The sequence below is a fragment of the Mesorhizobium sp. CU3 genome (assembly GCF_006442965.1).
Classification (GTDB): Bacteria; Pseudomonadota; Alphaproteobacteria; order Rhizobiales; family Rhizobiaceae; genus Mesorhizobium.
The window spans coordinates 1-20,498 of sequence record NZ_VFWX01000004.1 but is presented as its reverse complement, the minus strand read 5'-3'; the positions used below and the strand labels follow the sequence as shown (position 1 = coordinate 20,498).

17 protein-coding genes are annotated in these 20,498 nt (G+C 64.9%); 6 read left to right on the top strand and 11 right to left on the bottom strand.

Annotated elements, in window-relative coordinates:
- Positions 1–34: 34 nt before the first annotated feature.
- From FJ988_RS07915 to FJ988_RS07870, 10 genes are all read right to left on the bottom strand, one after another.
- Entirely contained in the window at positions 35–3,196 is a 3,162-nt protein-coding gene (locus tag FJ988_RS07915) for an efflux RND transporter permease subunit (protein ID WP_140816197.1), read from the bottom strand.
- Positions 3,196–4,410: an efflux RND transporter periplasmic adaptor subunit gene (locus tag FJ988_RS07910; protein ID WP_140816196.1), complete on the bottom strand. Its 1,215-nt coding sequence runs from the start codon at positions 4,408–4,410 to the stop codon at positions 3,196–3,198. Before FJ988_RS07910 ends, FJ988_RS07915 begins: the two co-directional genes overlap by 1 nt.
- 245 nt (positions 4,411–4,655) lie before the next feature.
- Entirely contained in the window at positions 4,656–5,732 is a 1,077-nt protein-coding gene (locus tag FJ988_RS07905; RefSeq protein ID WP_140816195.1) for an ABC transporter ATP-binding protein, read from the bottom strand.
- A complete protein-coding gene (locus FJ988_RS07900; RefSeq protein ID WP_140816194.1) occupies positions 5,729–6,529 on the bottom strand; it encodes an ABC transporter permease in 801 nt (266 codons plus the stop codon). Before FJ988_RS07900 ends, FJ988_RS07905 begins: the two co-directional genes overlap by 4 nt.
- A gap of 1 nt (position 6,530) precedes the next feature.
- Positions 6,531–7,391, bottom strand: a complete 861-nt coding sequence (locus FJ988_RS07895; RefSeq protein ID WP_140816193.1) for an ABC transporter permease — start codon at positions 7,389–7,391, stop codon at positions 6,531–6,533.
- 63 nt (positions 7,392–7,454) lie between these two features.
- Entirely contained in the window at positions 7,455–8,459 is a 1,005-nt protein-coding gene (locus tag FJ988_RS07890) for an ABC transporter substrate-binding protein (protein ID WP_140816192.1), read from the bottom strand.
- Positions 8,460–8,524: 65 nt separating this feature from the next.
- Positions 8,525–10,000, bottom strand: coding sequence for an aldehyde dehydrogenase (locus tag FJ988_RS07885; protein ID WP_140816191.1), 1,476 nt, complete (start codon positions 9,998–10,000; stop codon positions 8,525–8,527).
- A complete protein-coding gene (locus tag FJ988_RS07880; protein WP_140816190.1) occupies positions 9,997–11,046 on the bottom strand; it encodes an LLM class flavin-dependent oxidoreductase in 1,050 nt (349 codons plus the stop codon). The genes FJ988_RS07885 and FJ988_RS07880 overlap by 4 nt, the downstream gene beginning before the upstream one ends.
- Positions 11,047–11,051: 5 nt before the next feature.
- The gene (locus FJ988_RS07875) at positions 11,052–12,842 is read right to left on the bottom strand and encodes an alpha/beta fold hydrolase (RefSeq protein WP_140816189.1); all 1,791 of its coding nucleotides are present in this window, start codon (positions 12,840–12,842) and stop codon (positions 11,052–11,054) included.
- Positions 12,835–13,422 (bottom strand): amino acid synthesis family protein, encoded by a 588-nt coding sequence (locus FJ988_RS07870; protein WP_140816188.1) that lies wholly within the window; start codon positions 13,420–13,422, stop codon positions 12,835–12,837. Before FJ988_RS07870 ends, FJ988_RS07875 begins: the two co-directional genes overlap by 8 nt.
- A gap of 195 nt (positions 13,423–13,617) precedes the next feature.
- On the opposite strand from FJ988_RS07870, the gene FJ988_RS07865 reads away from it, so the two are divergent.
- On the top strand, positions 13,618–14,289 hold the full coding sequence (locus FJ988_RS07865) for a GntR family transcriptional regulator (RefSeq protein WP_140816187.1): 672 nt from the start codon (positions 13,618–13,620) through the stop codon (positions 14,287–14,289).
- A gap of 7 nt (positions 14,290–14,296) precedes the next feature.
- Here the strand turns inward: FJ988_RS07865 and FJ988_RS07860 are convergent, their stop codons facing one another.
- On the bottom strand, positions 14,297–15,328 hold the full coding sequence (locus tag FJ988_RS07860) for a hydroxyacid dehydrogenase (protein WP_140816186.1): 1,032 nt from the start codon (positions 15,326–15,328) through the stop codon (positions 14,297–14,299).
- A 142-nt stretch (positions 15,329–15,470) separates the two neighbouring features.
- Here FJ988_RS07860 and FJ988_RS07855 point away from each other — a divergent pair, with 142 nt between their 5' ends.
- The 5 genes from FJ988_RS07855 to FJ988_RS07835 all read left to right on the top strand — a co-directional run bounded on the left by FJ988_RS07855 (position 15,471) and on the right by FJ988_RS07835 (position 20,369).
- The gene (locus tag FJ988_RS07855) at positions 15,471–16,547 is read left to right on the top strand and encodes a LacI family DNA-binding transcriptional regulator (protein ID WP_140816185.1); all 1,077 of its coding nucleotides are present in this window, start codon (positions 15,471–15,473) and stop codon (positions 16,545–16,547) included.
- Between the two features lie 60 nt (positions 16,548–16,607).
- Positions 16,608–17,597: a substrate-binding domain-containing protein gene (locus tag FJ988_RS07850; RefSeq protein WP_246688468.1), complete on the top strand. Its 990-nt coding sequence runs from the start codon at positions 16,608–16,610 to the stop codon at positions 17,595–17,597.
- 150 nt (positions 17,598–17,747) lie between these two features.
- Positions 17,748–18,740: an ABC transporter permease gene (locus FJ988_RS07845; protein ID WP_140816184.1), complete on the top strand. Its 993-nt coding sequence runs from the start codon at positions 17,748–17,750 to the stop codon at positions 18,738–18,740.
- The gene (locus FJ988_RS07840; RefSeq protein ID WP_140816183.1) at positions 18,737–19,513 is read left to right on the top strand and encodes an ATP-binding cassette domain-containing protein; all 777 of its coding nucleotides are present in this window, start codon (positions 18,737–18,739) and stop codon (positions 19,511–19,513) included. The genes FJ988_RS07845 and FJ988_RS07840 overlap by 4 nt, the downstream gene beginning before the upstream one ends.
- A 1-nt stretch (position 19,514) precedes the next feature.
- On the top strand, positions 19,515–20,369 hold the full coding sequence (locus tag FJ988_RS07835; RefSeq protein ID WP_140816182.1) for a sugar phosphate isomerase/epimerase: 855 nt from the start codon (positions 19,515–19,517) through the stop codon (positions 20,367–20,369).
- Positions 20,370–20,498: the final 129 nt, after the last annotated feature.

Below are 20,498 nucleotides of genomic sequence, written 5' to 3'. Positions count from 1 at the left end.
TTGATGGAAAACCGCTCACGAATTGCTCGGTGGCCTACTCGGCCGCCAGCTTGCGCCGGGCAAGGCTGACCTCGTCAAGTGGGAGTTCCGGCTCGTCATGGCTCTCGTCCTCGTGCTTGCCGAACGAGCTCAGCCAATGCGACAGGTCGTCGAGGTAGAGATAGATCACCGGCGTGGTGAAGAGCGTCAGCGCCTGGCTGACCAGCAGGCCGCCGAACATGGTGTAGCCGAGCGGCTGGCGGATCTCCGCGCCGGTGCCGTTCTCCAGCATCAGCGGCAGCGCGCCGAGCATCGAGACCATGGTGGTCATCATGATGGGGCGGAACCTGAGCAGGCAGGCCTGGCGGATCGATTCCAGCGAACTGAGGTTCTGGTCGCGTTCGGCCGCGATGGCGAAGTCGACCATCATGATGCCGTTCTTCTTGACGATGCCGATGAGCAGGATGACGCCGATCAGGCCGATCAGGTTGAACTCCATGTGGAAGACGAGCAGCGTGCCCAGCGCGCCGAGCCCGGCCGAGGGCAGGGTGGAGAGAATCGTCAGCGGGTGGATGTAGCTTTCATAGAGGATGCCGAGGATCAGGTAGACCACGACCAGGGCGCCGAGGATAAGCACCGGTACCGAGGACAGCGACTGCTGGAAGGCCTGCGCCGTACCCGTATAGTTGGTCGCGATGGTCGCCGGCAGGCGCATCTCGGCGGCGGCTCGGTCGATCGCGGCGGTGGCTTGTCCGAGTGCCACGTTGGGCGCCAGGTTGAAGCTGATCGTCACCGACGGGAACTGGCCTTCGTGGTTGATGACCAGCGGCTGCACGGGTTTTGTCGTCCATTTGGCGATGGCCGAAAGCGGCACCTGCGAGCCGCTCGACGTCGTCAGATAGATCTGGTCGAGCGCCTTGAGGTTGCCGCGCAATGACGGCAGCACTTCGAGGATCACGTCATAGGTCGAGAGCTGGGTAAAATACTGCGCGATCTGGCGCTGGCCGAAGGCGTCGTTCAGCGTGTTGTCGACGTCGTTCGCCGTCAGGCCGTAGCGAGCGGCCTGGTCGCGATCGACCTGCAGCGTCAGTGTCGTGCCCGAGCTCATCTGGTCGGTCGAGACGTCGCGCAGCTCGGGGAGGCGCTGCAAGGCGGTCAGCAGTTTCGGCGCCCAACTGTCGAGCGTGTCGAGATCGGCGCTTTCCAGCACATACTGGTACTGTGACGCCGACAGCTTGCCGCCGACGCGCACGTCCTGCGAGGCCTGCATGAACAGGCGCGCGCCCTGGATGACCGAGAGCTTCGGCTGCAGCCGCCGGATCACCTGGTCGGCCGAGGCGTCACGCTGGTCGCGCGGCTTCAACTGGATGAACATGCGGCCGGTGTTCTGCGTGTTGCCGCTGCCGCCCGTCGAGGCCGCGAAATGAGCCACCGCCGAATCCTTGGAGACGATCCCGGCAAATTGCGCCATATAGGATTGCATCTGGCCGGCGGAGACATCCTGGCCGGCGATCACCTGGCCGAAGATCAGGCCGGTGTCCTGCTGCGGGAAGAAGCCGCTCGGGACGATCGTGAAGAGATAGCCGGTAAGCCCGACGCAGGTCAGAAACACGACCAGTGTGATGAAGCGATGTCTCAGCGCCTGGTCCAGCCCACGCTCATAAGCGCGCAGCATGCCGTCGAAGACGCGCTCGCTCCACTGGTAGAGCCTGCCGTGATGCTCTTCGGCCGCCGGCTTGATGAAGCGCGAGGCGAGCATCGGGGTAAGCGTCAGCGCAACGCAGGCCGAAACCAGGATGGTCATGGCGAGCGTGACCGCGAACTCCTTGAACAGGCGGCCGATGATGCCGCTCATCAGGAGCAGCGGGATCAGCACGGCCACCAGCGAAATCGAGATCGACATGATGGTGAAGCCGATCTCGCTGGCGCCGCGGATCGCGGCATGCATCGGCTTTTCGCCATGCTCGATATAGCGGACGATGTTTTCCAGCATGACGATGGCGTCGTCGACGACGAAGCCGATGGAGATGGTCAGCGCCATCAGCGACAGATTGTCGATCGAATAGCCGGCGGCCCACATCAGCGCGCAGGCGCCGAGCAGGGCCAAAGGCACCGTGAAGGCCGGTATTGCCGTTGCCCAGACATTGCGCAGGAACAGGAAGATCACCATCACCACCAGCCCGATGGTGAGCATCAGCGTGAACTGCACATCCGCCACCGAGGCGCGGATGGTTTGCGTGCGGTCGGAAAGCACCTGCAGCTTCAGCGAAGCCGGCATCGAAGCGGTCAGCATCGGCAGCTCGGCCTTGATCTTGTCGACCGTGTCGATGATGTTGGCGCCGGGCTCCTTGAAGATGACGAGCACGACGCCGCGTGTCGTGTCGGCCCATCCAGCCTGGGTGTAGTCCTGCGCGTCGAGCACCGCACGGCCGACATCCTTGACCCGCACCGGCGCGCCGTCGCGATAGGCGATGATGGCGTTGTTCCAGTCATCGGCGGCGGTCATCTGGTCGTTGGAGAAGATGGTGAAGGAGCGCACTTCGCCCTGGATGTTTCCCTTGGGCAGGTCGACCGTGCCGATCGACAGCGGCGTGCGAACGGCTTCCAGCGATAGGCCCCTTGCCGCTAATTTGGCCGGGTCGAGCTGGACCCGGATCGAGGGCGTCTGCTGGCCGCCGACCAGCACCTGGCCGACGCCGTCGACATGGCTGATCACCTGGGCAAGCTTGGTGTAGACGTCGTCGCTCAGTGTCGTCAGCGGCAGGTCGGTCGAACTCGCGCCGATGAGCATGATCGGCGAATCCGTCGGATTGACCTCCCTGTAGGTGGGAGGATTGGGTAGGTTCTTCGGCAATTGTCCGCCGGCGGCGTTGATGGCCGATTGCACCAGACCGGCGGCCGATGCGATGTCGACGTCGAGAGCGAATTGCAGCGTGATCTGGCTTGAGCCGGACAGGCTGCTCGACGTCATCTCGGCAATGCCGGGGATCTGCGCGAACTGCGTCTCGAGCGGCTGGGTCACCGACGAGGCGATGGTGATCGGGTCGGCGCCCGGCAGGCTGGTCGACACCTGGATCGTCGGGAAGTCGACATTCGGCATCGGCGCGACCGGCAGGTTGAGATAAGCGACAATGCCGACGAACAGCACGCCGACCATCAACAGCGACGTGGCGATAGGGTAGCGGATGAAGGGCGTGGAAACACCGATCGCGGCCATCAGCTTGCCCCTCCGGCATTGCCTTGCGTCTGTCCGGCGGCGGAAGCCGTGGCGGCGTCGACGCTGGCGCCGTCAACCACGCGATATTGGCCGGCGACAACAACACGCTGTCCCTGGCTCAAGCCGTCGGTGACGACCGTCTCGCCGCCATCCGAAGGACCGGTCTTGACGGTTTGGCGATGCACCTTACCGTCGTCGCCGACGACATAGGCGAAGAGCCCGTCGGGGCCATGCTGGACGGCTTCGTCCGGCACCACCAGCGCGCCGGCCATGGTGCCGATGCGGATGCGCGTGTTGACGGAAAGGCCCGGCCACAACGCATTGTCCTGATTGGCGAATGTGGCCTTGAGCGAGATCGTGCCGGAAGCTTGGTCTACCTGGTTCTGGACCGCCTCGAGCTTGCCGCTGGCCAGCACGGTCTTGAGATCCGCGCCAAGCGTGTCGATCGCAACCGGGCCGGCCGCGAACACCTTGTTGATGGTTGTCACCTCGTCCTGCGGCTGCGTGAACGAGACATAGATCGGCTGTAGCTGCACAACGGTGAAAAGCCCCGGGGTCTGGCCTGCCTGGACGATGTTGCCGGGGTCGATGGTGCGGAAGCTCGTCTTGCCGGCCAGCGGCGCCGTGATCCGGGTGAAGTCGAGGTTGAGCTGGGCTGCCTCGATGGCCGCCTTGTCGCCTTCGATCGAAGCGGCGGTGGTGTTCACCACTGCCTGCTGGTTGTCGACATCCTGCTGGGTTTCGAAGGTCTTTTGCAGGAGCGTGGAGAGGCGTTTGAGGACGACCTCCGCATTCGCGAGCGTTGCCTCGTCCTCCGCCTGCTTGGCCTTGGCCTGGTCGAGCACCGCCTGATAGGGGCGGGGGTCGATCTCGGCCAGCAGATCGCCCTGCTTGACCATCTGGCCCTGCTCGACCGGAACCTGGTCGACGACGCCGGCGACGCGGCTCGAAATGCTGACGCTGTTGAGCGGCGTGACCGTGCCCAGCCCATAGAGGTAAAGCGGGAAATCGGTCTTCTGCACGGTCGCCACGGTGACCGGGACCTTTGGCGCGGGCTGCGCCGCCGCCGCTGTTGCCGCTGCCTTTGCCTGGGCGCTGTGATTGCGCCACAGGCCATAACCGCCGCCGAGCAGGATGAGTATGGCCAGAAGCACGATGCTGCGCGAGCGCTTCGGCCGGCTGTGAGTGGCTTGTCGTGTTGATGAAATGCTCATGGTGCCGTCCACCTGGCGGGCAAGATTATCAAGCCTTTTCAGGGTGGTTGGAGGTTAGGATCGATCTTCATCGATCGGCGCGACGATAGTCCCGTCGGCCCCAGGCTGTCAGCTTACAGATCGGTCATGTTGCGCTGCGGCATTCAACGATGCGTGAAGCCGCCTTGAGCGAACCATCGCGACAAAATCAAATTTTGTTCAGCATACAGTTCGGTCCGACGCGAGAAATCGCCTGTCGAAAGCGCTCAGGCGGGAAACAGGAAAGCCGCCCCCGGATCGAAAAACACGGGACGGTGGCGTGTTTCGACATCCTGCGTTGCCAGCGTCGCGGAGGTCGGCCGAATGTCGATTTCCTGCCCGGCGCCGGTGCGTGCGACGATGCGCCGGCGTTCGCCGTAGAAGGCGACGTCGACGATCTCGACTGCAAGCTCGGCGCCGGTCGAACCCTGGTCCAGCCGAAAGGCCTCGGGCCTGATCATTAGCCTGGCCTTCTGCCCGCGCTGGAAGCTGCCATTGGCATTGATGCCGGAAATCAGCGAGCCGTCGCCGAGACGCACGGTCGCCGCGCCATTGACAGTCTCCAGATGCTCGGCGGCAAGGAAATTCGAGTTGCCGATAAAGCCGGCGACGAAATCGGTGGCGGGCCGGAGATAAAGATCCTCGCCGGTGCCGATCTGCTCGATGCGGCCGTCCCTGAAGAGTGCGATGCGATCGGACAGATGCAGCGCTTCTTCCTGGTCGTGCGTGACATAGAGGATGGTGACGCCGGTCTCGCGATGGATGCGGCGGATCTCGGTCTGGATCTCCTCGCGCAATTTCTTGTCCAGCGCCGACAGCGGCTCGTCCATCAGAAGGATCGGCGGATCATAGGCCAGCGCGCGAGCGAGCGCGACGCGCTGCTGCTGGCCGCCCGACAAAGCGCCGGGCAGGCGCTCGGCGAAGCTCTCCAGCCGCACCAATGCCAGCATGTCGGCAACCTTGCGCTTGACCTCGGCGTCAGGCCGGCGGCGGACGCGCAGCGGGAAGGCGACGTTCTCGGCGACGCTGAGGTGCGGGAACAGCGTGTAGCGCTGGAAGACCATGCCGATGTTGCGCTTGTGCGAGGGCACCGACAGCAGCGACTTGCCTTGCAGCAGCACGTCGCCCGAGGTGGGGTCCTGGAAGCCGGCGATGGCGTAGAGCGTGGTCGACTTGCCAGAGCCGGACGGGCCGAGGAAGGTCAGGAATTCGCCTTTCGGAATATCCAGCGTCACGTCATGGACGGCGGTGAAGGCGCCGAAGGCCTTGCGCAATTTGCGGATCGAGAGAAAGGGCTCGGTCATGTCTGCAACTTTCGGCGCAGGAGGGCAGTCACCACCATCAAGGCGAGCGTGAGCGCGACCAGCAGGCTGGAGGCGGCGGCGATGACGGGCGTGAGGTCGGATCTCAGGCTGCCCCAGATCTTGACTGGCAAGGTCTGCAAGGTCGGGCTCGCCATGAAGATCGCCACCACCACCTCGTCCCAAGAGGCCAGGAAGGAAAAGATCGCGGCGGAGAAGATGCCGATGCGGATCGACGGCAAGGTGATGCGGAGCTTGGCTTGCAGCGGGCTCGCGCCGCAGACGATGGCCGCGTCCTCGATCGACTTGTCGAAGCCTTCCAGCGCGGTGGCGATCGGGATGATGGCGAAGGGCAGCGCCAATACGGTGTGGGCGATGACGAAGCCGAGCGTGGTGCCGCCGAGACCCATGCGCAGGAAGAAGGCGTAGATGGCGATGGCGAAGACCACGACCGGCAGCACCATCGGCGTGAGCAGCAGGCCGCGCAAAATCTCGCGGCCGCGGAAGGTGCCGCGCACCAGGGCGAAGGAGGCGAGCAGGCCGATGGCGACGGCGAGGATCGCCGTCATCGTGGCGATGCGCGCGCTGGTCAGCGCCGCCTCGATCCAGGACGGATCGGCGAACAGCTCCTGATACCATTTCAGCGTCCAGCCGGGCGGCGGGAAGGCCAGCCAGCGCGACGAGCCGAAGGAGAGCAGGACGATGAAGACCACGGGCAAGAGCAGGAAGGCGGCGACCATCGCCGTGAACGCGAGCAGGACGACTTTAAGCCAGCCGAGGCGGTCATAGTCGAGCAGCATCTCAGGCGCCTCCCGCGGCGCGCCTTGCGCCGACAAGCCTGATCTGCAGCGCATAGAGCGCCATGGTCACGACGAGCAGGATGAAGGCTGCGGCGCTTCCCAGTCCCCAGTTGAGCAGCGACTGGATCATCTGCGCGATCATTTCGGCGAGCATCATGTTCGATGTGCCGCCGAGCAGCGCCGGGGTGACGAAATAGCCGAGCGACATGACGAAGACCATCAGCCCGCCGGCGGCGATGCCGGGCAGCGACAGCGGCAACAGAATGCGGCGGAAAGCAGCGAGCGGGCTCGCGCCGCAAAGGGCGGCGGCGCGCAGCGTCATCGGGTCGATGGCGCGAAGCGTGCCGACCAGCGGCAGGATCATGAAAGGCAGCATGATGTAGACCATGCCGATGGTCACGCCTGTGAGGTTGTTGATGAGCGGCAAAGGCTGATCGATGATGCCGGCGCCCATCAGGGCGCGGTTGATGACGCCGGTGCGCTGCAGCAGCACCATCCAGGCATAGGTGCGGGTCAAGAGATTGGTCCACATCGACAGGATGATGATGCCGAACAAAACGGAGGCCAGTGCCGGCGGCATGATCGCCAGCATCCAGGCGACCGGAAAGGCGACGAGCACAGTGACGATGGTGACGACAGCGGCCACGAGGAAGGTGTTGAAGAACACGCGCGCATAGGTGCCGTCGCCGAGCAGCGCCGCATAATTCTGCAGACCGGGAGCAGGATCGGTGACGCTGCGCAGCAGGAGCGCCAGCACCGGCACGACGAAAAAGAGGCCGATCAGGGTCAACGCAGGCAGCAGGCCGCCGAGGCCTGCCGGGATGCGCTTGCTTGCGATGCCTTGCTGTGCTTCCACCGACATGGCGGTTCCCGGGTTGCGGATCGGGACGGCTTGAGCCGCCCCGATCCTTCTCACGAAGGACGTTTACTTCGCCTGCCAGGCGTACCAGCGCGTGGCGATCTCGTCGCGGTGCTCGGCCCAGTAGTTCATGTCGAGGTTGATCTGGCCGTCGATATGGGCGTCGGGCAGACCCTTGACCACGTCGGCGGGCATTTCGGCCTTGGCCTTGGTGTTGATCGGCGCGTAGCCGCTGGCTTCGGCGAATTTGGCCTGGCCGGTCGGGCTGGTGGCAGTGGCGAGGAACTTCATCGCCGCGTCCTTGTTCTTTGCGCCCTTCGGCACCACCAGCACGTCGGCGGCGGTGAGGTTCTGGTTCCAGGACACGCCGACATCGGCGCCGTCCTTCTCCAGCGCGAAGACGCGGCCGTTCCAGAGCTGGCCGAACGCTGCCTCGCCCGACGCGATCAACTGCTGCGATTCAGCGCCGCCGCCCCACCAGACGATGTCCGACTTGATGGTGTCGAGCTTCTTGAAGGCGCGGTCGAGATCGAGCGGATAGAGCTTGTCGGCCGGCACGCCGTCGGCGAGCAGCGCGATCTCGATCACGCCCGGCGCCGACCATTTGTAGAAGGTGCGCTTTCCGGGAAACTTCTTGGTGTCGAACATGTCGGCCCAGCCGGCAGGTTCGCCGGCGACGGCGCCCTTGTTCCAGGCGAGCACGAAGGAATAATAGAAGCTGCCAACCGCGTTCTCATTCGAGAAGCGCGGGTCGAGATCGGCCTTCGGCACGACGGCGAAATCGATCGGCTCGAGCAACCCGTCCTTGGCCGCCTTGATGGCGAAATCCATCTCGACGTCGACGACGTCCCAGGTGACGTTCTTGGCGTCGACCATGGCCTTCAGCTTGCCGTAGTCGGTCGGCCCGTCCTGCAGCACCTTGATGCCGGACGACGCGGCGAAGGGTTCGGCCCAGGATTTGGTCTGGGCTTCCTGCGTGGTCCCGCCCCAACTGGTGAAGACCATTTCGTCGGCCTTGGCGGCGGTGGTTGTTATCAGTCCGGCAAGGATGCCGGCGAAAATCAGTTTCATATCATTCTCCTCTGATTGGTTATTCCGTTTCTTGTTCTTGTCAGTACAACCTTCGCCATGTCGTCTCAGCGCATGACGAAGGGATCTGGGATCGGGTCGTCCGAGGTGCGGATCCACACCGATTTCGAGCGCGTGTAGTCGCGGATGGCGTCGAGTCCGCCCTCCCGACCGAGGCCGGAGAGGCCGTAACCGCCGAAGGGAACCAGCGGCGAGACGGCGCGGTAGGTGTTGACCCAGACGACGCCGGCATGGATGCCGCGCGCCATGCGGTGCGCCCTGGTGAGATTGGAGGTGAAGACGCCGGAGGCGAGGCCGAAGCGGGTGTCGTTGGCCAAAGCCAGGGCCTCGGCCTCGCTGTCGAAGGCGAGCGCGCTCAACACCGGTCCGAACAGCTCCTCGCGCACGCAGGCGAGCGATTGATCCTGCGCCTCGATGATGGTCGGCGCGTAGTAGAAGCCGTCGGCCTTGTCCTTGGGCCGTGTGCCGCCGGTGACCAGCCGGCCACCCGCCGCGAGGCTTTCGGCAACGATCGTCTCGATGTGCTCGCGCTGCCGCAGGGTGGCGAGCGGCCCCATCTCGGTGGCGGGATCCTGCGGATCGCCGATGACGATGGCTTCGGCCTTGCACTTCAGCCGAGCAAGGAAATCGTCCTTGACGGAGCGCTCGACCAGGAGGCGCGAGCCGGCGACGCAGCTCTGGCCGGTCGCCGCGAAGATGCCGGCGACGACGGCGTTGGCGGCGCTGTCGAGATCGGCGTCGGCAAAGACGACGACCGGGCTTTTGCCGCCGAGCTCAAGCGTGGTGTAGGCAAGGTTCTCGGCCGTGTTGGCGACGATCCGCCGCGCGGTCGAAGGGCCGCCGGTGAAGGCGACGCGGGAGACCAGCGGATGGCTGGTCAGGCGATGCCCGCAATCATGGCCGAAGCCGGTGATGATGTTGACCACGCCGGCTGGAAAGCCGGCTCCGCTAACCAACTCGGCAAAGGCGAGCAGCGGCGCAGGACCATCCTCGGAAGCCTTGAGCACGATGGTGCAGCCGGCGGCCAAGGCCGGGCCGAGTTTGACCGCCGACAGGAAGAGCTGCGAATTCCACGGCACGACCGCGGCGACGACGCCGATCGGCTCCGGCCGCAGCGTCACTTCCATGTCGGGTTTATCGATCGGGATGAAGGCGCCTTCATGCTTGTCAGCCAGTCCGCCATAATAGCGGTAGTAATCGCCGACATAGGCGATCTGGGCGCGTGTCTCGCGGATGATCTTGCCGGTGTCGCGCGTTTCCAGCTCGGCAAGCCGTCCGGCATTGGCGGCCACCAGATCGCCGAGCTTCACCAAAAGCTTGCCGCGCGCGGTCGCGGTCATCGCGGCCCACGGACCGGAGCGCAGCGCCCGGTGCGCGGCCTCGACCGCGCGGTCGACATCGGCAACGCTCGCGGCAGGCATCGTCGCCCACGGCTTGCCTGTCGAAGGGTCGATGCTTTCGAAGCTTGCCGAAGCATCGACGAAGCCGCCGTCTATGTAGTTCTCGAAGACGGCGCTGCTCATCGCGACCCCGTCTGGAAGGCCGGCATCACCTTGTCGATGAAGAGCTGCAGCGATTTCTTCTTGCGCTCATGCGTAAGCCCGCTGTCGATCCAGATCGAGTACTGGTCGTAGCCCTGCGCTTCATAGGTCTTGAGCCTGGCGATCACTTCGTCCGGTTCGCCGATGACGAGGTTTTCGCGGATCTTGTCCGGCGCGTATTGCGGCATGGCCGCGATTTCTTCGTCGGTCAGCGGCTCGAGAATGCCCTGGCGCACCGGCTTCTTGTTCTGGAACCAGGCGCCGAACTGGCAGTAGAATTGCGACAGGTCCTGCGTCAGCCGGTCGGCATCGGCCGCGTCCTCGGCCACGAAAGTGTGCATCAACAGCATGATTTCCGGCCGCGCGATATCCGGATGGGCCGCGCAAGCCGCGTTGAAGCGCTCCATCAGGCTCGCCACCTCGCCATCGCCGGAAGCGAGCGGCGTCACCTGGACATTGCATTCGTTGGCGACGGCGAAGTCGTGCGAGTTGGGATCGCGCGCTGCAACCCAGATCGGCGGGTAAGGTTTCTGCAGCGGCTTGGGGGAGGAGGTGGTCGCGGGGAACTGCCAGAACTCGCCGGAATGTTCGTAGTCGCCATCCCAGAGGCCGCGGATCGCCGGAATGATCTCGCGCATGCGCTGGCCGGCGCCCCAGGCGTCGAGCCCGGGAAAGAGGCGCTGATACTCATAGCTGTAGGCGCCGCGCGCGATGCCGACATCCAGCCTGCCGCCGGAGATGACGTCGGCCATCGCCGCCTCGCCGGCGAGTTTGATGGGATGCCAGAAGGGCGCGATGATGGTGCCGGTGCCGAGGCGGATCGTGCTTGTCTTGGCGGCGAGATAGGCGATATTGATGAACGGGTTCGGCGAGATGGTGAATTCCATGCCGTGATGTTCGCCGATCCAGGCCGTCTCGAAACCGGCCCGCTCGGCGAGCGCCACGAGTTCTCCCAGCTCCGCCACGAGCTCTGAATGCGGCTTGCCGAGATCCGTGCGCTCCATATGGACGAAAAGCGAAAACTTCATCGGTCTCACCGCTGGCCGGGATGGATTGGCGTCGACTCCGCCGGCTTGGCGAGCGGCCGGACTTCGCCTTCGACCTCATTGCCGACATAGACGCCGAACGTGTCTTCCGTGCGCTCGCGCGCATAGCGGGCGAGCATCGAACGCACTGCAGGATCGGCGATCTTCAACTCGGTGATCCGCTCGATCTCGACGAAGCGGATCTGGCCGTCGCCCGAGAGGGGCGAGTCCACCGTGCCGCGATAATAGACATGGGTGCGCGCGGCGTCCGTCGCATCGTCCCAGACAGCGTAGAGGAAGCCGAGATCGGCCTCGATCGCCTTGGCCGCGAGTTTTCCCTTGAGGCTCCGGGGATCGTTCGCGGCGCCGAGGCCGCGACCGGCCGGCAGTTGGCACGAGCCGTCGGCGGCCTCGAAGAAGAGCACGCGGCCTTCGTTCTCGAGAATGGCGCCGACTTCGGTTCCGGGCGGGGCGGCCGCCAGCGCCTCCTGGCTGAGGCCGGGCGTGACATAGGCGCCGCGGCAGTAGCCGAGCGGTTGGGCGCCGCTGTGGGTGAAATGCTGGACGCGGCCGATGAGGATCGAATGGTCGCCGGCGTCGACCAATTGCGCCATGGAGCAATCGAACACGGCGACCGAACCCTCGATCAGCGGATTGCCGGTCCTGCCGCTCTGCCAGGCCACGGAAGCGAATTTGTCGGCGGCCTTGGAGGCGAAGATGCCGGACGCCGCCTTCTGCTCCTCCGACAGGATGTTGACGGCAAAGCCCCTGGAGGTCGAGAAGGCCTGATGTCCCAACGCTTTCTTGGCGATGCAGACCAGCACCAGCGGCGGATCGAGCGAGACCGAGGTGAAGGAGTTGGCGGTGAAGCCGCGCGCATCGCCTGTTTCGTCGACCGTGGTGACGATGGTGACGCCGGTCAGGAACGAGCCCAGCGCGCGCCGGAATTCCATGGCGTCGAATGCGGGACCGGCTGTGGCTTCATCGGAAGCGTCCGCCACCCGATCGAGGAACGCGGTGATGTGCTGAGTCACTTCCTTTGGCGAAGCGATTGTCATCATGTGCTTTTCGCCGTTCAGCACCAGGCATTGACCCGCAGGCGCCAGCCGCGCCATCGCAGCCGACATGGCGGGTGTGGAATTGCGGTCGTCCGATCCCGTCATGAACAGCGCCGGCGCCGAGAGCCCGGCCAGGCGATCGACATGCGCAGTGTCGGCGCTGGCGAAAAGCCGATAGGTGCGGGCATAGCCCTCGGCATCGACGCTTTCGAGCGCCGCGCGGGCTTTTGCCGCCGCCCCGGCCAGGGCAGGCGGAACCGGGTCGCCGAACCAGCGGGCGACGGTCGCCGCGATGGCCGAAGGGTCGCCATGATCGCCAAGCGCGGCAGCCCGTGCGCGCACCGCCTCGGCAAGTTGCGCCGGCCGGCGGAAGACCGCGTTGAGGCAGACGATTGCGTTGACGCGCGAGGGCGCGCGCAATGCGATCTCCTGCGCGACCAGCGCGCCCATGGAATGGCCGACGACCGCCACACGGTCGAGGCCGAGATGATCTAGCAGGCGGATCGCCTGATCGGCGTAGTCGGAAAGCTCTGCATTCTGCGGCGGCAAGGGCGAGGCGCCATGTCCCAGCATGTCGATGGCGATCAGGTCGAAACGGTCCCGCATCAAGTCGATCTGCGGCTGCCAGATCGCAGCATCCATGCCGACGCCGTGGATGAACAGAACCGGCGCGCCGGCGCCGGCGCGGATGAAGCCGGTGCCGTCGGGAGCCTTGCTGCGGACCAGTGCGGCGTCAGCCATGCAGGTCTCCGAGTTCCTTCAAGTCCTGGTAGCGGTCGCCGATGCGGTGGTGCGGACGGCCGCCGATCGAGGCGCCGAGTGCCACCACCAGCTCGTCCGGGGCCGGCGCATCGCCGATCTGGAAATGGACAGTCAGATAATGCGAGCGACGGCCTTCGTCGTTCTTGTCCATCAGCGGAATCATGATCGGCGTGTTCGGTCCGCCGCGCAGATTGGTGAAAGCCAGATAGGTCTTGGCGCCGACGGCGCGGCGATAGTGGTTGCCGAAATGCAGCGTGTGGATCAGCGCCGAGGCATGCTCGACTTCACCCGACGTGCCGCAGATAGCGGCCTTGCCGTAGCCTTCGATCGCTTCGCCCGAACCGGCGATGCCGATGATTTCGTTGGTCAGCGTTTCGCCAAGCACCGGCGCGAAGGCGCGGATTTCAGGCGAAAGATCCTCGGTGAAGCCTTTGCCGGCCCAGGGATTGGTCAGCACAGCGGCGACGCCGATCAGGCGCAGCGGCTTGGGCGCCGCCTTGCCGCCTTCGATCAGCGTGTTCTCGGTATAGGTCACGATCTTGCGGATGGCCGGCTGCATGAAATTCTCCGGATGAAGCCGCTTGCGGCGACATCGATTTCCATATCGTCTTATGGTATACCATGCTATGGAGTGCCGCGTACCTTGTCAACCGATCATGGAATCTGTTTTCGTGTGGCGGCTCTTTGTCGAAGCAGTTCCGGACGGAAAACCGCTTCATGGTTTTCCCGGAATTGCTTCGTGGGCGGAGGAAAAATGGCTGACGACACGCTTCGTATCGACCGCTCGGCCAAGACGCTGAGGACGCTGGCGCTAGAGCGCATGCGCGAGGCGATCATGAGCTTTCATTTCCAGCCCGGCGAAAGGCTGGTCGAGCGGCCGCTCTGCGACCAGCTCGGCGTCAGCCGGTCGGTGGTGCGCGAGGTGCTGCGGCAGCTTGAGACCGAAGGCCTGGTGCAAATGGTGCCGGGCCACGGACCGGCGGTGGCTAGGCCCGATCTCGGCCGCACCGACGAGATCTATGAATTGCGCGCGCTGCTCGAAGGCATTGCGGCGCGGGACTGTGCCAAGGCCGCCACCGACGACCAGATCGCCTCGCTGGACGCCGCACTGGCAAAGCTTCTCGACGCCTGGGCGTCGGGCGTGCCGGTCGAGGTGATGCGGGCGACGGCGAAATTCTACGAGGTGCTGTTCGAGGCGGCCGACAAGCGCATCGCCTGGGAGATCGTCACCGGCCTCAATGTCCGCATCAACCAGTTGCGCTCAATGACGATCGCCTCGCAGAACCGCCGCGACGCGGCGATCGCGGAGATGCACGCGATCATGAACGCGATCCGCGCGCGCAGGCCGGAAGAAGCGGAGGCGGCGGCAAGGCGGCATGTAGAGACGGCTTGGCGGATCGCCCGCGACACGCTGCGCCTGGATTAGCTGCGAGCTAGTTTCGGTCGACCGGCTTCGATCGCATCCGCGATACCGTCTCGCGCTCCGCCCGCTTGGAGCGCAGCGGCGGCAGACCGCGGTCGACGAGGTCCATATCCTCCAGCACCATGTCGCCCATGCGCTTGAAGGCGATGTCGAGGGCGCCGGCGCGGTGCGCGGAACGCAGGAACCCGGGGAGGGTCCGGACAGGATGGTTCTTGGCCAGCGGCTCCTCGGGGAAGACGTCGCTAGAGGCAACGATGTGGCCGCTCTTCACCGCCGCCATCAATGCTGCGAAATCGACGACGCCGGCGCGGCTGAGCAGGATGAAGGCTGCGCCCTTGCGCATTTTGGCGAAGGAGTCCGCGCCGAGAAAACCCTGGTTCTCGCTGGTCACCGAAGCGACGACGAAAACGAAATCGCTTTGCGACAGCACCTCGTCAAGCGAGGCCGGCTCGACGCCGTTGTCGATCAGGATCGAGGGCGGCAGCCACGGATCATAGACCCTGGTGCGGGTGCGGAAGCCGGTCAGCAGGCGGTTGAGCGCGCGGCCGAGATCGCCGAAGCCGACGATGCCGACATCGGCGCCCGACAAGAGCCGTGCCGTTTGGTTGCCGTCGCCGCCCCACAGCTCCTCGCCTTGCCGGAAAGCGAGATCGGCGTCGACGATGTTGCGTGCCAAATTGAGCGCCATGGCAAGGCCTAGCTCGGCGACCGGCTCGGCAAAGACCAGGCCGGTGGTGACGACGTGGATGCCGCGCGCGAACAGCGTCTCGTAAGGCATGTTGTTGAGGAGATTGGTCTCGACGTTGAAGATGCAACGCAGCGCCTGCAGTTTGTCGAGCGTCTCCGGAGCGATGGCGGGCTGGCCGATGATGTAGCGCGCCTCCGCCAGCACCTCGGCGGGCAGGGCGGCGAACTCCTCCGGCGTCGTCTCGACGATGCGATAGTTTTGGCGCAAGCGGGCCAATTGCGGCGGCGTGAAGATCAGCTCAAGCGTGCGCGGTTCGGGCACGCTGATCGCCAGCGGCAAGGTTTTTTCCGCCATCTTTTCCTCCCGGCGCGATTTGATCGAGTCAATCACATCTTTCAGTCTTACTCCCGATGAAACGATTTACAATAGTGAAAAATCGATTTATCCATTGTGTCAGCGAGGCAGCACGCGGCTGCCTGCCCTCGGGAGGAGGTCCATGGCGCAACACGAAGCCCAGCAGCGGCGTCCGTCGATCCACGACGTGGCAAGCCATGCCGGCGTGTCCGCGGCCACCGTCTCCAAGGTGCTGGCCGGCGTCACCACGGTGAAGCCGGAGAACGCCCAGCGCGTCATCGACGCCGTCGAATTGCTCGGCTACCGCGTCGATCCGCTGGCGTCGGACATGCGCCGCGCCAAGCGCCGCATCGTCGGCGCCATCATGCCCGAATTCGAGAGTGAGTTCTTCGGCCAGATGGTTACAGAACTCGAAGGACTGGCCGAGCAGCGCGGCTACACGCTGGTGGCCGCCTCGAGCCGCGAATCGGAAGCACGGGAAAAGGAAATCCTTGCCCGCATGCATGACTGGCGTGTCGCCGGCGTGGTGCTGGCGCCGGTGCGCAACGAGCACGGGCCGGCGGCCGATTTCATGAAGACGAACGGCATGACCGGTGTGCTGATCGACCGTGTGCTTTCCGACGATGCCTTCGACACGGTATCGGCCGACAGCGTCGCGGCCAGCGCCGAGGTGGCGAAGATGCTGGTCGGTCGGGGCCATAAGCATATCGTGATCATCGGCCTCGCCGAAGGCGCTGCGACCGTGCGGGCCCGCCTCGACGGTTTTCGCGCGCAGGCCCTGGCGCTCGATCCGTCGGTGCGCATCGACGTCATCACCTCGGAAGTCAGCGTCGAGCCGTTGAGAACGTCGCTGCGCGATTACTTTGCCAAGGGCGAGCGGCCGACCGCCGTCTATTCGCTGCTGCTCAAGGGCACGCTTGTGGCGCTGTCGGAGTTCCGCCGGCGCGGCTGGCACTGCCCGGACGACATCTCGTTGGTCGGCTTCGACGATGCCGAATGGATGCAGGTGACATGGCCGGCCATCGCTGCCGTCGTGCAGCCGGTGCGGCGGATCGCCGGCGAGGCGATGAGCCTTTTGTTTCGCAGGATCGACGGCGCCGAGGGCCCACCCACGGCGCGGCTCGAGCCCTGCCAGGTTTTGATGCGGGAATCCGTTGGCTCGCCAGGCAGCGGCCCGCATTCCGGGGGAGGAGACCGACAACAGCCCCCATTGTCGTGAACGGAAGCAAAGCGCCGGCCCTGGCCCAGGCACCGGCGGAAGGATCAAACGGAGGATCGAATGACATCGCATTTCCTGAAAATAAATCGATTTACGCTAGCCATGGGTGCGGCGCTAGCGTTTTCCGCTGTTGGCGCGGCCAAGGCGGAGGATGGCGAATATGGCGTGCTGATGAAGACGCTGGCCAACCCGTTCTGGGGCGCGATGGCGCAGGGCGTCGAGGACGGCGCCAAGGAAGCCGGCGTCAAGTACTTCCAGCAGGCGGCCGAAAGCGACCAGGCGGCCGAGCCGCAGCTGAACCTGTGCAACACGATGCTGGAGCGCAAGCCGGCGGCGATGATCACCGCGGCGATCAACTCAACCAATCTTCTGCCTTGCCTGAAGTCGGCGCAGGAGGCCGGTATCAAGATCGTCGACCTCGACAACAATCTCGACCAGGCGGTGCTCGACAAGGAAGGCGTCAAGGTCACCTTCCACATCGGCTCCGACAACATCGCCGCCGGCGCGCAAGGGGCGGAATATCTCGTCTCCAAGCTCGGCAAGGACGCCAAGGGTCCGGTGCTGGTGATCGAAGGCCTGTCGGGCAACATCACCGGCGAGAAGCGCGCCAAGGGCTTTGCCGACAAGCTGAAGGAACTGGCGCCGGGCTTGGAGATCGTCGCCTCGCTGCCGGGCGACTGGGACCGCGGCAAGGCCGCCTCGATCGCCACCGACACGCTGACCGCGCATCCCGACCTCGTCGCCATCTTCTGCGCCAATGACGGCATGGCGCTGGGCGCGGTGGAATCCGTCTATGCGGCCGGCAAGGGCCCGCAAGTGACGATCATCGGCGTCGACGGCAATTCGGACGCGGTGAAGTCGATCAAGGAAGGCCGCCTCAATGCCTCGGTGGCGCAGCTTCCCTATCTGGTCGGCAAGCAGGCGGTCGAAAACGTCAAGAAGGCTTTGGCCGGCGACAAGGTCGAGGACAGCATCGCGGTGCCGACGCTGGTGCTGACCAAGGACGTGATCGATGCCGGCAAGGAGCCGATGCTGCAATATGTGAAGTAGTGAAAGGAAGGGAGTAGGGGGAGTAAGGCAGTAGAGGAGTAGGGCAAGCGGCGGTTTGCGCTTCGTCGGCTTAGTCGAGCCGCCTTCTTTCCCCACTCCCCTACTGACCTACTGACCTACTCCCTTATTCCCCTACCCGAAGGGTCAAAAATGGCTTCCGAAACGACGCAGCCCGGCTTCTGGGCTCGGGTGCAGCGCGCATCCGTCGAAAGGCTCCACATCAGGCTGGAGTCGCTTGTGGTGCTCTTGGCGCTGAGCACCGCGATGGCGCTCCTGTCGCCCTACTTCCTGTCGCTCAGCAATTTCCTCAACATCCTGCTCGCGACCTCGACGATCGGCGTGCTGGCGATCGCCGCCACTTTCGTCATCGGTTCGGGCGGGCTCGACCTGTCGCTGGGCTCCGTGATGGGGCTGGCGGGCGTTGCCGGCGCTTTCGTCGCCGTCAATCTCGGCTGGCCGTCGGTGTTCGCGGTCGTTGCCTGCATCCTTGCGGGCGCGATTGCCGGCAACATCAACGGACAGCTTGTGACTCGCGCCTTCGTGCCGGCCTTCATCGTCACCCTCGGCATGCTGGGGCTGGCGCGCGGGTTGGCGCTGGTCATCTCGCAGGGCAGGGCGATCTACGGCCTGCCGCCCGAGATCGTCTATATTGGCCAAGGCAGGCCGTTCGGTATTCCGATGCCGGTCATCATCTTCGTGCTGACGGCGATCGTCGCACACGCGGTGCTCGCCTATACGCGCTTTGGCCGCCACACGCTGGCGCTGGGTGACAGCGAGGGCGCTGCCCGCGCGGCCGGCATCCGCGTCGAGCATCACCGCCGCATCATCTACACGCTGTCTGGCGCGCTTGCGGGCCTCGCCGGTCTGCTCTTCACCGCCCGTGTGAACGCCGGCGATCCGACCGCCGGCATCAACTACGAACTCACCGCAATCACCGCGGCGATCATCGGCGGCACCAATCTGTTCGGCGGCCGCGCCTCGATCCTCGGCACCATGATCGGCGCGCTGATCATGGGCGTCCTGCAGAACGGGCTGACGCTGCTTGCGGTGCAGTCCTACTACCAGCAGATGGCGATCGGCGCGGTGCTGATCCTCGCCGTCTTCATCGACCAGTACCAGGTGCGGAAGGAGTCACGCGTATGACCCTGCTTTCGCTTCGTGGCATCCGCAAAAGTTTTGGCGCCGTCGACGTGCTGCATGGCGTCGACCTCTCGGTCGCAGCCGGCGAGGTGGTCGGGCTGGTCGGCGACAACGGCGCCGGCAAGTCGACGCTGATGAAGACCATCACCGGCATCTACCGTGCCGACTCGGGCTCGATCGAATTCGACGGCAAGGACATCCTTGCCCTCGACCCCGGACAGCGCCGCCAGCTCGGCATCGAGATGATCTACCAGGACCTGTCGCTGGCCAAGCAGCAGGACGTGGCATCCAACATCTTCCTCGGGCGGGAGCCGACGAAAAGGCTGTTCGGCCTGTTCCCCGGCTTTGTCGACAAAGGCGAGATGGACCGACAGGCGGCGAAGATGATCGAGCGGCTCGGTGCCCACCTGCCGTCGATCAACCGCTCGGTCGGCTCCTTCTCCGGCGGCCAGCAGCAGACGGTGGCGATCGCGCGCGCGCTCACTTTCAACCCGAAGCTCGTCATCATGGACGAGCCGACGGCCGCACTTGCCGTGCGCGAGGTGCAGAGCGTGCTCGACCTCATACGGCGTCTGCGCTCGGAAGGCATCGCCGTCATCCTGATCTCGCACCGGCTGAACGACGTGCTGTCGGTGACCGACCGCATCGTCGTGCTGCGGCATGGCAGGGCCGATGCCGATCTCGTCACCGCCAAAACCAACATGAACGAAGTCGTCAGCCGCATCGTCGGCGGCGGCGACATTGCCGCAGCGGCGGCGCATGAGCAACGAGGCTGACATGAACACTTTTGGACTGCACACTTTCGCCATCGCCCCGGTCTGGGACCTCGCCCGCATCGAGCCGCAGATGGACCGGCTGAAGGAGCTTGGTATCGGCCTGATGGAAATCCCGCTGCTGCGCCCCGAGGAGATCGACACCAAGCGCACGCGCGGCTTCGCAAACCACTATGGCGTCCAGCTCATCCCGTCGCTCGGCCTGCCGCGCGCGCTCGATGTCGTCGAGCGGCCGGACGAGGCGCTCGACTTCCTGCAGCCGGCTTTCAAGGTCTGCAACGAAGTCGGCGCCGAGGCGCTCGGCGGGGTCACCTATGGCACGATCGGCAAGACCACCGGACGGGCGCCGACGCAGAGAGAGATCGACGGCATGTGCCGCTTCCTCGAACGGGCGGCGAAGTCGGCGAAGTCGCGCAGCCTGAAGCTCGGCATCGAACCATGCAACCGCTACGAGACGCATCTGATCAACCGCGGCATCGACGCGGCGAAGATCATCGAGCGCGTCGGCGCCGACAACATCTTCATCCATCTCGACACCTACCACATGCATATCGAGGAGGAGAGCTTTGCTGCCGGCTTCGAGGCGGCCGCACCCTATCTCGGCTATGTGCATGTGTCGGAGGCCAATCGCGGCGTACCGGGGCGCGGCATGCTCAACTGGGCGGCCTGCATGAAGGCGATCGCCGACATCGGCTATCAGGGCGCGATCACGCTCGAAAGCATGAATCACGTCGATGTCGACATCGCCGGCGGGCTTGCCGTGTGGCGGCCGGTGGCGGAAGATCCGCGCGACGTCATCGAGGTCGGCCTGCCGTTCCTGCGCGAGGAAGCGAAGAAGGCCGGGCTGACGCTAGGGTGAGCATATTTCTTCCTTCCCCCTTGTGGGGGAAGGTGGCCGAGCGAAGCTCGGTCGGATGAGCAACTGTGTTTGTCAGAACCTGTTTGGATTCCAAGGTTCGTTGTTTCGGATCATTGCACTGAGGATGGT